This is a genomic window from Luteimonas sp. MJ250, from assembly GCF_039548455.1.
Lineage (GTDB): Bacteria > Pseudomonadota > Gammaproteobacteria > Xanthomonadales > Xanthomonadaceae > Luteimonas.
Genome location: NZ_JBCLVB010000011.1, coordinates 89614 through 105107, shown reverse-complemented (window position 1 = coordinate 105107; position 15494 = coordinate 89614). Strand labels below are relative to the sequence as shown.

General features: G+C 72.0%; 11 protein-coding genes. 6 read left to right on the top strand and 5 right to left on the bottom strand.

Annotated features, from left to right (window positions below; genetic code table 11):
* Positions 1 to 45: 45 nt before the first annotated feature.
* A complete protein-coding gene (locus WCE37_RS07140; RefSeq protein ID WP_343278744.1) occupies positions 46 to 1425 on the bottom strand; it encodes a sialidase family protein in 1380 nt (459 codons plus the stop codon).
* Positions 1426 to 1452: 27 nt separating this feature from the next.
* Here WCE37_RS07140 and WCE37_RS07135 point away from each other — a divergent pair, with 27 nt between their 5' ends.
* A complete protein-coding gene (locus tag WCE37_RS07135) occupies positions 1453 to 1938 on the top strand; it encodes a DUF2007 domain-containing protein (RefSeq protein WP_343278743.1) in 486 nt (161 codons plus the stop codon).
* 111 nt (positions 1939 to 2049) lie between these two features.
* The gene (locus tag WCE37_RS07130; protein ID WP_343278742.1) at positions 2050 to 4422 is read left to right on the top strand and encodes a Tex family protein; all 2373 of its coding nucleotides are present in this window, start codon (positions 2050 to 2052) and stop codon (positions 4420 to 4422) included.
* Positions 4423 to 4464: 42 nt separating this feature from the next.
* On the opposite strand, the gene WCE37_RS07125 is transcribed toward WCE37_RS07130, so the two are convergent.
* Entirely contained in the window at positions 4465 to 7404 is a 2940-nt protein-coding gene (locus tag WCE37_RS07125) for a diguanylate cyclase (RefSeq protein ID WP_343278741.1), read from the bottom strand.
* Between the two features lie 88 nt (positions 7405 to 7492).
* Positions 7493 to 8506, bottom strand: coding sequence for a cation transporter (locus WCE37_RS07120; RefSeq protein WP_343278740.1), 1014 nt, complete (start codon positions 8504 to 8506; stop codon positions 7493 to 7495).
* A gap of 116 nt (positions 8507 to 8622) precedes the next feature.
* On the opposite strand from WCE37_RS07120, the gene WCE37_RS07115 reads away from it, so the two are divergent.
* The 4 genes from WCE37_RS07115 (at position 8623) to WCE37_RS07100 (ending at position 12436) form a co-directional block, all read left to right on the top strand.
* On the top strand, positions 8623 to 8808 hold the full coding sequence (locus WCE37_RS07115) for an oxidoreductase-like domain-containing protein (protein ID WP_343254503.1): 186 nt from the start codon (positions 8623 to 8625) through the stop codon (positions 8806 to 8808).
* Positions 8805 to 9719, top strand: coding sequence for a TlpA disulfide reductase family protein (locus tag WCE37_RS07110; protein ID WP_343278739.1), 915 nt, complete (start codon positions 8805 to 8807; stop codon positions 9717 to 9719). Before WCE37_RS07115 ends, WCE37_RS07110 begins: the two co-directional genes overlap by 4 nt.
* Positions 9720 to 9878: 159 nt before the next feature.
* Positions 9879 to 11051 (top strand): porin, encoded by a 1173-nt coding sequence (locus WCE37_RS07105; RefSeq protein WP_343278738.1) that lies wholly within the window; start codon positions 9879 to 9881, stop codon positions 11049 to 11051.
* A 35-nt stretch (positions 11052 to 11086) separates the two neighbouring features.
* Positions 11087 to 12436, top strand: a complete 1350-nt coding sequence (locus WCE37_RS07100) for a ferric reductase-like transmembrane domain-containing protein (RefSeq protein WP_343276331.1) — start codon at positions 11087 to 11089, stop codon at positions 12434 to 12436.
* Between the two features lie 198 nt (positions 12437 to 12634).
* Here WCE37_RS07100 and WCE37_RS07095 read toward each other — a convergent pair whose 3' ends face one another.
* Together WCE37_RS07095 and WCE37_RS07090 are read right to left on the bottom strand one after the other, a co-directional pair.
* Positions 12635 to 13177: a DUF924 family protein gene (locus WCE37_RS07095; RefSeq protein WP_343278737.1), complete on the bottom strand. Its 543-nt coding sequence runs from the start codon at positions 13175 to 13177 to the stop codon at positions 12635 to 12637.
* Positions 13178 to 13182: 5 nt separating this feature from the next.
* On the bottom strand, positions 13183 to 15429 hold the full coding sequence (locus tag WCE37_RS07090; protein WP_343278736.1) for a TonB-dependent hemoglobin/transferrin/lactoferrin family receptor: 2247 nt from the start codon (positions 15427 to 15429) through the stop codon (positions 13183 to 13185).
* Positions 15430 to 15494: the final 65 nt, after the last annotated feature.

Sequence of the window (15494 nt, the reverse complement as noted above, 5' to 3'; positions counted from 1 at the left end):
AAAAAATCGCGATTGGCGACCGCCGGAATCAGCTGGCAGCGGCGCTCACTGCCCGGCCGACGCCGGCACGATCCGCGCGCCGCGCAGGCCGGGCACGCCGTCGTGGACATCCGTCCAGACCACGTGCGCGTTGCCGCCGGCCACCGCCAGCTGCGGGAAGCCGGTGCCGCGGCCGCGGCCGGTGAGGTGGGCGACGCCGATGCGTTCGAACTCCGTGACCAGGTCCGGCGAGCGCCGCGACAGCCACAGCGACTGGCCACCGTTTTCTTCCCGCAGCCACAGCACCCAGGCCTGGCCATCGCCGAGCGCGATCGCGACACGCCCCTGCACCGCTTCGCCGCGATCAAGCGTGACCGGTGCAGCGAAACTCTCACCGGCATCACCGCTGTACGCGATGCGTACCTCGGGCACGTCGCCATCGGCGGCCGTGTACCAGGCGACCACGGCCGCGTCACCGTCGGCCGCCACCGCAGGGCCGTTGACCGGGCAGGCCGGCATCACCCAGTTGTCGGCGTGCACGGCCTTGGGCGTGGTCCAGGCCTCGCCGTCCAGGCGCGTGGCCAGGATGTCGCGCACTTCACCCTGGGCGCGGCCGCGATAGACCAGCAGCGGACCGCGCGCGGTGACCGCGGCGCTGGTCTGGCAGCAGTCGCAGACGCTGGCGTCGATCTCGACGTCGGCGGCCCGGCGAAGGTGGCCGTCGAAGCTTGCGGCGCGCAGGGTCATCGCAGCCAGGTCCGCAACGGCGGCGCTGGCGGCATTCGTTGCCGCGCCCATCGTCGCACCGGCTGCCGCGTCGCCCGCGTCGCCCGCTGCGTCCGCTTCGCCGTGGTCCGCGTGCCCGTTGCCGGCAGTGTTGCGCCCGTCCAGCCACGCGATCCCGAGCGTGCCCTGTCCCTGCGGCCACATCGAGACGAAGCCGTGTTCGGTCTGCGTGCCGTCATCGTGCGGACTCACCGGCTCGCTCCAGCTGCGGCCGCCGTCGAGCGAGTTGCTCAGCCGGACGTCATAGGCATAGGGCGCGTCGCCGTTCTTCTGCAGCCAGTGCGCCCACAGCGCGCCGTTGGGCGTGGCCATGATGTGCGGCGTGTCGGCCCAGTTGACGAACATGCTGTTGCCCACCGCGATCGTCACCGGCGCCGACTCCCAGCGCGCGCCTGCGAGGTCGTAGCTGGAGAACTGCAGGATGTGGCGGCGCCCGGGCTGCGAATTGGTCCAGGCCAGCAGCAGCTTCCCGCCGTCGACGGCGGCCAGGTCGGGAAGCGCCGAACCGGGCAGCATCGCCGGCAGCGGCCATTCCTCGACCACGCGCGCGGCGGCGGGATCGACCGCGGCAGTGGACGCCGCCGGGAGCGGTGCCGGTGCCTCGCTGCCGCATCCGGCAACAAGGCCCAGCGCGGCAAGGGTGATCATGGCGATGCGCATGCCGGCAGCGTACCGTAGGGATCGACCATGTTCACCACCGTCGCCGCCTATACCGATCCGATCGAAGCCCAGCTCGCGGCCGGCCTGCTGCAGGCGGAAGGCATCCCGGCGCGCCTGGACGATACCGGCACCGCGATCGCCAACTGGGAATGGCGGCTGGCCATCGGCGGCATGCGGCTGCGCGTGCCCGACGCGCAGGCCATCCACGCGCGACGCGTGCTGGCGGCGCTGGACGCCGGTGAGTACGCGCTGGACGAGGATGCGCTGTTCGACGAAGGCGAGGAAGGCAATATCCACGGCACCCACGGCCTGCAGGACGCGTTGGTCGCGGGCGCTGCGGGCGGCAGCGGAGACCGCGGCTCGCGTGACTCCCGGCGCGAAGCCGGCGCGCTGCATGCACCCGACCGCGAAAGCGTCTCCAGCCGGGTCGCCTGGGCGGCGCTGATGCTGCTTGGCCTGCCGCTGCCCTGGCGACGCCGGCGTGACCAGGGAGCGGCAACCCGCCGCGTGTGAGCGCAGCGCGCCTGGCCCGCGCGCGGCGCGCTGTCAACGGGTTCCGCGCATCGCGATGCGGGGCCACAATCGGCGCCTCCGCGGCTTGCGCCGCCCGATGCAAGACCACTGATGGCTGACCCCAAGACCGCGCTCGCGCGCAAGATCGCCCGGACCATCGCCGACGAGATCGGTGCCCGACAGACCCAGGTCGAGGCCGCCGTCGGCCTGCTCGACGAAGGCGCGACCGTGCCCTTCATCGCGCGCTACCGAAAGGAGGTCACCGAGGGCCTGGACGACACCCAGCTGCGCGATCTTGAAACGCGCCTGGCCTACCTGCGTGAACTCGAAGACCGGCGCGCCGCGATCCTCGCCAGCATCGACGAGCAGGGCAAGCTGAGCGACGAGCTGCGCGCCGACATCGAGGCCGCCGACAGCAAGGCGCGGCTGGAAGACCTCTACCTGCCCTACAAGACCAAGCGCCGCACCCGCGCCCAGATCGCGCGCGAGGCCGGGCTGGAGCCGCTGGCCGACGGCCTGCTGGCCGATCCGGCGCAGGTGCCGGAGGAATTCGCGCTGCAGTTCGTCGACGCCGAAAAGGGCGTGGCCGACGCGAAGGCAGCGCTTGAAGGCGCACGCGCGATCCTGCTCGAGCGCTGGGGCGAGGACGCGAGCCTGGTCGGCGAACTTCGCGAATGGCTGGCAAGCTGCGGCGTGATCCGTTCGAAGGTGGCCGAAGGCAAGGAGGCCGCGGGAGAGAAGTTCCGCGACTACTTCGACCACGCCGAGCCGCTGTCGAAGATTCCCTCGCACCGCCTGCTGGCGCTGTTCCGCGGCCGCCGCGAAGAATTCCTTCAGCTTGAACTCGACCCGGGCGCCGACCTCGACGCCGGCAACGCCTACGCCGAGGGCCGCGTCGCCCTGCAGGCCGGCATCCGCAACGACGGCCGCGCCGCCGACGCCTGGCTGCTCAACGCCTGCCGCCTGGCCTGGCGCGCGAAGCTGCAGCTGCACCTGATGCTGGACCTGTTCGCGCAGGCGCGCGAGAAGGCCGAAGCCGAAGCCATCACCGTGTTCGGCGACAACCTCAAGGACCTGATGCTGGCCGCGCCCGCGGGACCGAAGGCCGTGCTCGGCATCGACCCGGGCATCCGCACCGGCTGCAAGGTCGCGGTGGTGGATGCGACCGGCAAGCTGGTCGCGACCGACACGATCTATCCGCACGAGCCACGCAAACAGTGGGACCAGTCGGTGCACACGCTGCGCAGGCTGTGCGCCGAACACGGCGTGCAGCTGGTGGCGATCGGCAACGGCACCGCGTCGCGCGAGACCGACCGCCTCGCCGCCGACGTCATGAAGGCCGCGCCCGAACTGAAGCTGCAGAAGATCGTGGTCAGCGAGGCCGGTGCCTCGGTGTACTCGGCGTCGGAGCTTGCCGCGAAGGAGTTCCCCGGCCTCGACGTGTCGATCCGCGGCGCGGTGTCGATCGCGCGCCGCCTGCAGGACCCGCTGGCCGAACTGGTCAAGATCGAACCCAAGGCGATCGGCGTCGGCCAGTACCAGCACGACGTCGACCAGTACCGCCTCGCGCGCGCGCTCGACGCCCGCGTCGAGGACTGCGTGAACGCGGTCGGCGTGCATGTGAACACCGCATCGAGCGCGCTGCTGGCGCGCGTGTCCGGCCTGTCGTCGACGGTGGCCGCGAACATCGTCGCCCATCGTGATGCCAACGGCCCCTTCAAGCGCCGCAAGGACCTGCTGAAGGTGCCGCGCCTGGGCGACAAGACCTTCGAACAGTGCGCCGGCTTCCTGCGCATCGCCGACGGCGACGAGCCGCTGGACGGCTCCGCCGTGCACCCGGAAGCCTATCCGGTGGTCGAGCGCATCGTGGCCGCGACCGGCCGGCCGATCCACGCGCTGGTGGGCGACGCCGGTTTCGTGCGCACGCTGAAGGCGCGCGAGTTCACCGACGAGCGCTTCGGCGAACCGACCGTGCGCGACATCCTCGCCGAGCTTGAAAAGCCCGGCCGCGACCCGCGACCCGAGTTCAAGGCCGCGGTGTTCGCCGACGGCGTCGAGGACATCAAGGACCTGCGCGAAGGCATGATCCTGGAAGGCGTGGTGTCGAACGTCGCCGCCTTCGGCGCCTTCGTCGACATCGGCGTGCACCAGGACGGCCTGGTCCACATCTCGGCGCTGTCGGACCGCTACGTGAAGGACCCGCGCGAGGTGGTGAAGGCCGGCGACATCGTCAAGGTGAAGGTGCTGGAGGTCGATGTCGCCCGCAAGCGCATCGCGCTGACCCGGCGCCTGGACGACACCCCGGCGCCGCGGGACGCGCGGCCGGATGCGCGCCGCGATGATGGCCCGCGCGGCAACCGTGGCGGTGGCGGCAACCATCGCGGCGGCCCCGCGGCCCGCGGCGGCGGCACCCCCGCGCGCACCGCCGCGGCACCGGCCAACAACGCCCTGGCCGACGCCTTCGCCCGCGCCAAGCGCAGCTGAGCCACGCGCCCGTGCCCCGCCCAGCGGGGCATGCGGCCCGCCTCAGGCCGCGACGACACGGTCCCGGCCGCTGCGCTTGGCCTCGTACAGGCGCTCGTCGGCACGCCGCAGCAGGTCGTCCGGCTGCTCGCCCGCGGCGCGCTCCACCAGGCCCGCGCTGATGGTGCATACCAGGTCGTCGCCGAGCGATGCGATCCGCAGCGCGGCGATGTCCATGCGCACCTGCTCCACCCGGGACCGGCCAGCGTCCAGGGTCATGTCGTGGAGCACCACCAGGAACTCCTCGCCACCGGTCCGCCCCACGAACACGGACGGATCCCGCAGCGAGTCGAGCAGGCGCGCGCCCACGTGCGCCAGGACCTGGTCGCCGGCCTGGTGCCCGTGGCGGTCGTTGATGGCCTTGAAGCGGTCGACATCGAGCAGCGCCACGCACAGCGGGCTGCCGGTGGCCTCGGCGCGCGCCACCGCGGACTCCAGGCACAGGTCGCAGGCGCGGCGGTTGGGCAGGCCGGTCAGGGCATCGTGGTGTGCCTGGTGGGCGAGCTGCTCCATCAGCTGTTCGCGCTCGCGCGATGCCTGTTCCAGTTCGGCGTTCTTCTCGCGAAGCTCCTCGGTCCGCTGCGCGACCTTCGACTCCAGCCGCCGCTGGCGCCCGCGCTGGTGGCGACCCAGCCAGGCGTGCAGGCCCGCCAGCAACAGCGCCAGCAGGCACGCGCCCAGCAGGCGCACCGGCGTGCGCGCCCACCACGGCGCGGCGACCCGCAGCTCGACCTGCGCCCGGTTGGCCGGGCGCGACCAGTCCGCCGGTGCCCGCGCCACCTGGACTTCGAAGCGCAGCGTCCCGGCCGGAAGGTGGGTGTAGGCCAATTCGCCGGCCGAGCCGGCCTCGATCCAGTCGGCGTCGACGCCCTGCATCCGGTAGCGGTAGCGCAGGCTGTTCGGGCTGCGCTGGCTGACGCCGGTGTACTGGATCAGCACGCGCCCGCCGGGCGGAACGTCCGTCGCCGGAGCGCCGTCGACCAGGACCCGGTCGATCACCAGCGAGACGTTGCCGGCGGCCCCGGCCATGACCCGGGCCGGATCGAAGACCGCGATCCCGGCGGCGGTCGGCATCCAGAGTTCGCCGTTGGCCATGCGCCAGCCGGCGGGTGAGCTGCCACCGTTCGACTGGCGGCTGGGCATGCCGTCGTCGCGGGTGAAGGACTGCATGTCGAGTTGCACCACTTTGCCGCGGTCGACCTCGTCGAATGCACGGCGCGGGATCCGGGTCACGCCCTCGTTGCTGCTGACCCACAGGTTGCCGAAGTCGTCGGGCAGGATTCGGAACAGCGCGCTGCCCGACAGTCCCTGCCGCCGGCCATAGAGGCTGAACACGCCGTCGCGATGGCGCAGCACGCCGCGGTCGCTGGCAATCCAGAGCGTGCCGTCGGGATCGGACAGGAAATCGAAGGCGGACAGGGCCGGGAAGTCGACCTCCGGCTCCAGCACCACCAGGCGGCCATCGCTCCCGCGACGGGCCAGCCCGCCAAGGGAGCCGATCCACAGCGTGCCGTCGTCGGTGTGATGCAGCGCGCGCACCGGCAGCGCCGGCAGCGAGGGGAAAGGCCGCTCCTGCGTCTGTCCGTCGCGCCAGGCGGCGAGTCCGCGCTCGGTGCCGACCCAGAGCGTGCCGTCGGGCTCCTCCAGCACGGCGCGGACCTGCTCGGTGGCGAGCAGGCTGCCCTCCCCGGCCACGGGCCGGACCGGCGCCTGCGCATCCGCCGCGACGTGCATCACGCCGCGGTTGTATGTGCCCGCCCAGACCCCGCCGTCAGACGCCCGCGCCAGCGACAGCACCGAGGCCGATGGCAGGCCCGGCCGCGGCAGCAGCACTTCGATGCGCCCGTCGCGCAGGCGGCTCAATCCGCCCGAATGCCCCACCCAGACCTGGCCGTCGGCCGTCTCCACCAGGCTGCGCACGAAGTCGTTGCGCAGGCCCTGCTCCTTGCCCAGGCCCCAGACCGGGCCATCGCCGATGCGGAACAGGCCGTGCGTGGTGCCCATCCAGACCAGCCCGTCGCGACCTTCGAACAGCGCGCCCGAAGCGAAACCCTCGATGCCGTGGCGCCGGTCCAGCTGCCGCCACTCGCCCTGCCAGTAGCGCAGCAGCGTGCTGTCGGTGGCCGCGACCCACAGCGCACCCTGGCGGTCCTGCATCAGCCCTTCGGCCGCCCCGCTGCGCAGGCGCTCCAGGCGCTGGCCGCGGAGCCGCCAGACGCCGTGTTCACCCGCGATCCACAGGTCGCCGCCGCGGGCCTGCTGCAGGCCGCGGACTTCGCCCGCCGGCAGGCCCAGGCGCTCGCTCAGCGCCTCCAGGCGACCGGCGTGCCAGCGGTAGAGGCCATGGCGGTTGCCGGCCAGCAGGCTCCCGTCGGCGCGCGCCAGCAGCACCAGCACATCGAGGGCCGCCAGCGCCTCGCCGCCGTCGACACGCTCGCAGCCGCCATCCCCGCCAACCCGGTACAGGCCTTCGCGGGCCGTGATCCAGTAGCCGCCATCGATAGCCGGCGCAACGCGCGCAGCCTCCAGTCCGGGCGCGTCCGCGCAGGCCGGCCGGGCCTGGCCGCCATCGGGCACGTGCATCAGGCCGAGATGGTCGACCGACACCAGCACGCCGTCGCCATGGCGCACGATCTGTCGCGACGCGAGGCGCCGGCCGTCCGGGTGGTTCAGGTCCTCGACCTCGCGGAAGCTGCGTCCGTCGAAGCGCACCGTGCCTTCCCAGGTCGCGACCCAGAGGAAGCCGTCGCCGTCCTGGCTGATCGCATGGACCTGGCCATGGGGCAGGCCGTCGTCGGCGTTCCAGCGGGTGACCGTGTAGCGCTCGGGCGGCAGCTCCGGGTCCAGCGCCAAGGCCGGGCCCGCGGCCAGCCATGCACAGGCCAGCGCCGTGGCCAAGGCGCGCGAAAGCCACGCTGTCGCGCTGCGTCTGGATGCGTCCATGCCTGGCATGCCGTTCAACGTGCCCCTGTCCACGTTTCGCCGCCAGTGTAACAACTGCCCCCCGGGATGCCGCCCGCGGCCGCGCCGGCTACTCCGCCCACTCCGGGTCGGCGGTGAACTCGACCGTCAGCCAGCGGTTGGGCATGTCGCCACCGATGGCGTCGCTGATCTCCTCGCGCAGCCGGTCCCAGGCCTCCACCGTGCGCGCCGGCGAGCCCGGCGGGACGATGAACGCCAGCTCGATCTGGCGGCCGCGCCCGACCCGCGCCACGTAGGCGCGGAAATCGACGAAGCCGTGGCGCAGGACGACATCCCGGGCCACCTCGTCCACGTGCTGCTTCAGGTCCGGCGGCGTCACCAGCAGGATGTCGGCCAGCGCCTGGCGGATGGTGCCCAGCGGCATCGGCAGGATCACCAGGCACACCAGCGCCAGCACCGCCGGATCGATGTAGGGCGTGATCCAGTGCAGCGATGTGCCTTCCACCATCCACCCGACCGCGAACGCCACCAGCAGCGCGCCCGCCAGCAGCGCCGACATCAGCCAGCCCTTGGCGTCGAGCGCGACGAAGCCGGAGCGGATGCGCCGGTTCGCACGCAGCTGGAACAGCCACATGGCGAAGCTCACCGCGGTGGTCGCCGCCGCGTAGGCCATGGCCATGCCGAACTGCAGCTCGCGGCCGCCGGTCATGAACGCGTCCACGGCGTGGATCAGCGCGTAGATCGCGGCGCCGGTCAGCAGCAGCGCATCGACGCCGAGCACGATCGGCTCCAGGTGCCAGAAGCCCATGGTGAAGCGCTCGACCAGCCGCTGGTTGCGCAGCCCGCCCGCGGTCGAACCGGCGATCAGGCGCGCCACCAGCAGGCCGACCATGGTCATGCAGGCGTCGATCAGCGAGTACACGCCGTCGAAGACGATCGCGAACGAGCCCGACAGCAGGCCCATGGCGATGCCCAGGCAGGCGAACAGCAGGATCACCATCACCGAGAGGCGCAGCACGCCCTGCTCGGTGTCGACGCGCAGGCGTCCGCGAGGTTCCACGTCGACCACCCTGGTGTGCTCCTTTGCCGTGCCGTGCGGGACGCGTCGGGCTGCGCAGTGCATGGCCAGCCCGTGTCGATCCTCTCCGGACGGGGCACAGCTGACAAGCTGAACATCGTTCCGGTCGACGCCGGCCACGGCGTGGAACGCGGGCGGCGTGGATGGGACAATGGTGCGTAATGAGCCAGATCCTGCATACCTTCGACAACGATCCGCGCCCGACGCCTCCGGAAGCGCCCCTGCCCAGCGACTGCTGCGACAGCGGCTGCGATCCCTGCGTCAACGATTCCTACGCCGAAGAGCTGCAGTACTACCGCGAGCAGCTGGCGAAGTGGCTCGAGCGCCACCCGAAGTCCTGTCCTTGACGGGCCTGGGTCCGTTCCCGATCCACGCCGTCATCGCCGCGCTGGCCACCCTGTCCGGCTGGCTGGTCGTGCGCGCCTGGGCGCGGCGGCTGCCGGAGGCGCCGGATCCGGCGGACGTTCAGCACGCGGCCGCGTCGGCGCCCGCGGGCCCACCCGCCGCACCAGACGCCCGCCCGCAGCGGATTGCGGCAGCGCTGTTCGTCGACGCAGTGCTCATCGGCCTGCTGGCCGCACGCCTGGGCTACGTGCTGCTGTGGTGGCCCGAGTACATGGCCGCGCCGAGGTCGATCATCGCCATCGGCGACGGCGGCTTCCTGTGGTGGGCCGGGCTGGCGGCGGCGCTGGCCTTCGCGGGGTGGTCCACGCGCAGGCGCATGCCGCTGCGTACGCCGCTGCTGGCCGGCATCGCCGCCGGCATGCTGGCCTGGGTCGCCTTCGGCGGACTGCTGGTGATGATGCAGCGCTCGGCGCCGCCGCTGCCCGCGTTCGCGCTGACGACGCTGGACGGCGAGCCGACCACGCTCGCCGCGCTGTCCGGACGCCCCATGGTGCTCAACCTGTGGGCGACCTGGTGCCCACCCTGCCGCCGCGAGATGCCGGTGCTGCAGGATGCGCAGGCGCGCTACCCGGGCGTCGCCTTCGTGCTCGTGAACCAGGGCGAGGACCGCGGCACGGTCCGCGATTACCTGGACGCCGCCGGCCTCGAGTTCGAGCACCTGCTGCTTGATCCGCATTCGAAGGGGATGCTGGAGACCAACACCCGCGGCCTGCCGACGACCCTGTTCTTCAACGCCGACGGCCGCCTGCTCGACACCCACATGGGTGAGCTCACGCGCGCAAGCCTGGCGAGCGCACTGCAGAAGCGCTTCGGCGTGGCGGCCGGGAGCAGGGCCGCACAGCCGGACGGATAGCCCGACGGGGGCTGTCCGGATCACATCGCGAAGCAGAGCCGGCAACAGCGCACGCTTGATGCGGGTCAAGGACCGGCACCGGCGTCCGGCGCATAGTCCTTGCACTCGCCGGAGGCCGGTGCTCGCGACCGGTCCGGGCATCCACTCCCGGAGACCATCATGCGTATCCGCCACGGGCCACCCGCCCTGTCGCGCGTTTCCGCGCCCCGCCTGTCCCTCGCCGCCATCGCCGCGCTGGCGCTGGTGGCGGGCAGCGCCCACGCCGCCGACACCTGGAAGACCAGCGGCGACGTCCGCTTCGGCTACGTCGCCTCCGAAACCCGCGCCCGCAGCGGCGCCACCACCGACGCCGACAGCGTGCGCGCCCGAGCGCGCTTCCGCGTGAGAGGCGAACTCGGCAACGGCTGGCACGCCAGCGGCCGCGTGGCCGCGCGCCTGGACAGCGAACAGGACGACGAGGAGTTCTGGATGCGCACCTACGCCCCGGGGCCTTCGGGTCTCGAGGACGGCCAGGCGACCATCGACGAGGCCTACCTCGAATACCGGGCTGCGGATTCGCCCTGGAGCCTGCGCGTGGGCCGCTTCCAGGCCGCTTTCGGCATCGACGACATCATGAAGAAGTCGCTGGACCAGAACGACAGCACCAACTTCGACATCACCTGGACCGACGGCGTCTGGTGGCAGTGGCGCGGCAGCGACTGGACCACGCACGTGATCGCGCGCCACAACGACCACCGCGGGCCCACCGGCACGCTGCGGCGACCGCTGGACTTCGCCGACAGCGGTTCGCGCGCCGGCCTGTTCGTGGCGGCGGAATCGAAAACCGCCATCGGCCCCGTGGTGCAGCGCATGGTCACCATGACCTGGCTGCCCTCGGCGCTGCGCACGAACGGCCTCGCCGATCCGGCACTCGAGGATTACCTGGCGGTGACCGCCAAGGCCGCCGCCGAATGGCCGCTGGGCGAGGGCGGCACGAAGTTCCGCCTCGGCGGCGAGATCGGCTGGGCGGCCGACACCCCGCGCAGGCAGGCGATGAACACCGGCACCGGCGACGCAGACGCGCTGTCCTGGCAGGCCTCCTTCAGCCTCATGGACGTGCTGCCCGACCATGACGTCGGCATCGTCTACGGCCGCGTCGCCGACGGCTGGCTGCTGTCGAGCGACTTCCGCCCCAACGACGAGCTGCTGGAAGCGCGCTGGGTCTGGCAGGCGAGCAAGGCCTGGCAGCTCGACGCGCGCCTGCGCCGACGCGAGGAACTCGACCTGCCCGCGAGCGCCGTCCGCCCGCGTCGCGATGACGACCTGTATGTGCGCGCGACCTGGAAATTCTGAGCGGAGTGCGGCATGAACCGTCGCCGGAGCAAGACATGCGCAACCTGAGACGCGCGCTGTGGGGAACGCTTGTTGTGCTGGTGGTCGCCTGGCTCGCGGCCGAGCCCACGGTCTTCCGACCCGGCGGCTTCTTCGCGCTGCGCGGCGCGATGGTGCAGCTGACCGGCGTGGTCGCGATCGGCTGCATGGGCCTGTGCATGGTGCTGGCGCTGCGTCCGCTGTGGCCGCAGGCCTGGCTGGGCGGTCTCGACAAGATGTACCGCCTGCACAAGTGGCTGGGCATCGCCGCGCTGGTGGCCGGCATCCTCCACTGGCTGTGGGCGACCGGGCCGAAGTGGGCGGTGGGCTGGGGCTGGCTTACGCGGCCGGCGCGCGGGCCGCGGGCCGTGCCCGGCGGCCCGGTCGCAGCCTGGCTGTCGGACCAGCGAGGGCTTGCAGAAAGCATTGGCGAATGGACCTTCTACGCCGTCGTGGTGCTGATTGCGCTGGCGCTGATCCAGCGCTTCCCGTATCGCCTGTTCCACAAGACGCACCGCCTGCTGGCCATCACCTGGCTGCTGCTGGCCTTCCATACCGTCGTGCTGATGCGGTCGGGTTACTGGCTGTCGCCGGTGGGCTGGCTGGTCGCGGCGCTGCTCGCCGCTGGCACCTGGGCCGCGCTGGTGGTGCTGGCGCGGCGCGTCGGCGCCCGCAGGAAAGTGCCGGGACAGGTCGACGCCATGCACTGGTTCGACGACGTGCACTCGCTTGAAGTCGAGGTCCGGGTGCGCGACTGGCCCGGCCACAAGCCGGGGCAGTACGCCTTCGTGACCGTGGACGCCTCGGAGGGCGCGCATCCCTACACGATCACGTCCAGCTGGAACCCGGCCCGGCCGGTCATCTCCTTCGGCATCCGCGAGCTGGGCGACCACACCCGTGGCCTCCGCGACCGGCTCGGCATCGGGCAGGCGGTGAAGGTCGAAGGGCCGTATGGCTGCTTCACCTTCGACAACGGACCGGCGCGCCAGATCTGGATCGGCGGCGGCGTCGGGGTCACGCCGTTCGTCGCCCGCATGAAGCACCTGGCGCGCGAACAGAGCGGGCACGGCGCGCCGGCCGACCGGCAGATCGACCTCTTCCACACGACCACCGACTCCGACCAGGAAGTGTTCGAGCGACTGAACGCCGACGCCCGCCAGGCCGGGGTGCGACTGCACATCCTGGTGGACGCACGCGATGGCCTGCTGACCGGCGAACGGCTGCGGGCCACCGTGCCCGACTGGCGCGACGCGGGCATCTGGTTCTGCGGACCCGCCGGGTTTGGCGAGGCGCTCAAGCGCGACCTGGCCGCGCACGGGTTCCCGGTGGAGAAGCAGTTCCACCAGGAGCTGTTCGCGATGCGTTGATCCGGCGAGGGCCGCCGATCGGGCACCCGATTGCACCCATTGGGCCGAAGAAGCGCGACGAATTGTCTGCGCTGGAGACGCCCGACGGGATGCCGCGTGCACGAGCCTGGGACCGGATACGCGCGCTGACTGGACGTGCGCTCGCCGCCGCTTGCCGTCGCAGCGCCGGCGTTCCGCAACAACCGGGCGCCGGCGGACTCAGCCGGCAAACCCGCCGTCGGCGATGAACGCGGCTTCCGCAGCGGTATCCTCGCGGCCCAGGACCCGGTTGCGGTGCGGGAAGCGTCCGAAGCGCTGGACGATGTCGTGGTGTCCCCGCATCCGCTCCACCTGCCGCGGCCCGATGCGCGCAGCCAGCTCCAACGAGTACGCCTGGTCGGCGGCGTCCTCGGAATGGGTGGACGGAAACACGAAGAACACGCGATACGCAGGCTCCACGCCCTCCATATGGCCGCGACGCACCGCTTCGCGCGCATGCAAGCGCGCCAGTCCATCGGTGGCATACATGTGCGCGGTGCCGCGGAAGGCGTTGCGCGGGAACTGGTCAAGCAGGACCATCAGCGCCAGCGCGCCGTCCGCGGTGTCGATCCAGTGGTCGCAGCGGCGCGCGGCCGCCTCCATGTGCAGGTCGAGGAAGCGTTCGCGGAAGTCGCGGTCGAAGCCGGGATCCCTGGCCATCCACAGGCCCTCGGCGACGACGCGCGCCCAGAACGAAACAACCTCGCCGACTCCTGCATCCATCGTGTTCACCAGTCCAGCGAAATGTTCACCGCGGCGCTGCGTCCCGGCCGCGTGTGGAAGCCGATGTTGTCCTCGTCGGCCGCCAGGCCGCGCACGCCGCTCCAGTTCCAGTAGCGGCGGTCGCCCAGGTTGAGCAGGCCGGCGTTGATGCGGATGCCGGGCCGTGGCTCCATCCACGCGTAGAGGTCGAAGCGCGCGTAGCCCGGCGGCTCGAACAGTTCGCCGGCGCCGTGGTCGACGCGGCCCTGGCCACGCACGGCCACCATCGCGCCCTCGACGCCCCATTGCCCACCCGATGCCTCGTAGCGCAGGCCGAGCGTGGCGCGCGGCGGGTCGATGCTGTTGAGCGGAACATCGCGACGGGTGTCGTCGCCCCGCGACCATGCCATCGCGCCGCGCAGCTGCCAGCCGCCGGGCAGCGCCTGATCGGTCCACGGCAGGTTCCACAGCAGGTCGCCCTCGATGCCGCGGATGCGCGCGCGGTCGCGGTTGACCGACTGGAACACCAGCGCGCGCGTGACCGGGTCGATCCCGAGGTTGGCGCGCGAGTCGATCAGGTCGCGGTAGCGGTTCTCGTACACCGACAGGCTCGCGCGCGCGGCTTCGCCCACGAAGCGCCAGCCAAGCTCCAGGCCCTCGCTGCGTTCCGGGCGCAGGTCCGGATTGGCGCGCACCTCGTAGTTGAACACCGGCAGCAGCAGGCCGATGTTGACGTCGCCGAAGGGCGGCGCGCGGAAGCCGCGGGCGTACTGCGCGAACAGGCTGTGGCCACCGTCCAGGCTCCAGCGCAGGGCCAGCCGCGGCGTCACCTGGTCGGTGTCGACGTCGACCGGGATGCTGTCCGGGAAGTCCTCCAGGTAGATCGCATCCGGATGCGCGCGCAGGCGGTTCCACTCCGCGCGCAGCCCCGGGATCACCGCGAATCGTTCGCCGAAGGAGATCTCGTCCTGCCAGAACAGGGCCAGGCTGGTATTGCGCGAGTCGGGGAAGTCGCGCACCGGCAGCGGCTCGCCAAGGATCACGCTGCTGGTCGCGCCGGTGGCCAGGTTGGTCTCGACGCCGTCGCGCAGGCCGCGGTAGTCCTGGCGCGCGACGTCGATGCCGAAGACCTGCCAATGGCTGCCGAAGCGGCCGGCGTGCCGCGACTGGCCAAGCAGGCCAAGGCCCAGGGCATTGCTTTCGTAGTTGAAACGGCGCCAGCGCCGGGATTCGAAGGGCGTGGCGGCATCCGGCAGCCGGTACTGGTCGCTGTCCTGCCGGACTTCGGTGTCCTGGTGGTAGAGCTGCGCCTGCAGCGACTGCAGCCAGCGCCAGCCGGGCTGCCATTCGCTGGCGATGCTCGCGCGCAGGCGCTGCTGGCGGTCGTCGGCGTCGAGCCGGTAGGTGGTGGCGTAGCGGCCGCTGCCGAAGCGCAGCGAATTGACCGAGGTCTGGCGCGACTCGCGGGTCCCGTCCAGGGTGACGACATGGCGACCCGCCGCGCCCGCGTCGCGCACCAGCTTGGCGAGCACGCTTTCGCGAACGAAGTCGAGCGGATTGGGATCATCCTCCGCGCGCCAGGCGCGGTTGCCGGCCTGATGCCCGCGGCGTTGCGCCGCGATCGCCATCGCCTGCCAGCCGTCGGCGCGGCCGCCGGCCCAGCTGGCGGACAGCAGGCGACTGTCGTCGACGCTGTCATGGCCGATGCGAACGCCAAGGTGCCGGTCGCCATCGGCGCGCTGCAGCAGCGCATCGGGATCGAGCGTGCGGAAGGCGACCACGCCGGCCAGCGCGTCGCTTCCATACAGCGTGGACGCCGGGCCGCGCTGCACTTCCACCCGCTCCACCGCCTCCATGTCGACCAGGTCGCGGCCGGCCGAGGCGAACTGGCCGATGCTGTAGTCGTCGGCCAGGGGGATACCGTCAACCACGATCCGCACCCGGTTGCCGTCCAGGCCGCGGATCGAGAAGCCGCGGGTGCCGAAGCGGTTGCCCTCCGACACCACCTCCACGCCGGGCACGTAGCGCACCAGGCTTTCGGGATCGCGCACCAGGCGCCGGTCGAGGTCTTCGCGCTCCACCGCGGCCACGCTCGAGACCACCTGGCTGATCGGTTCGGCCACGCGACTGGAGACCACAACCATGGTGTCCAGGGTGGTGACGCGCTCGCCGTCGCCTGGCGAGTCGCCGGATGTGGGATCTCCGGCGGCCGCGGCTGCGGCGGATGCCAGCAGCAGGGAGGTCAGCGCAAGCAGGGGCACGGGCTTGGCCACGAATCGGCTCCGGAAAGGCGTGGATGCGAATGCGCCGCATTGTCGCGGCGACAGGACGGCCTCCG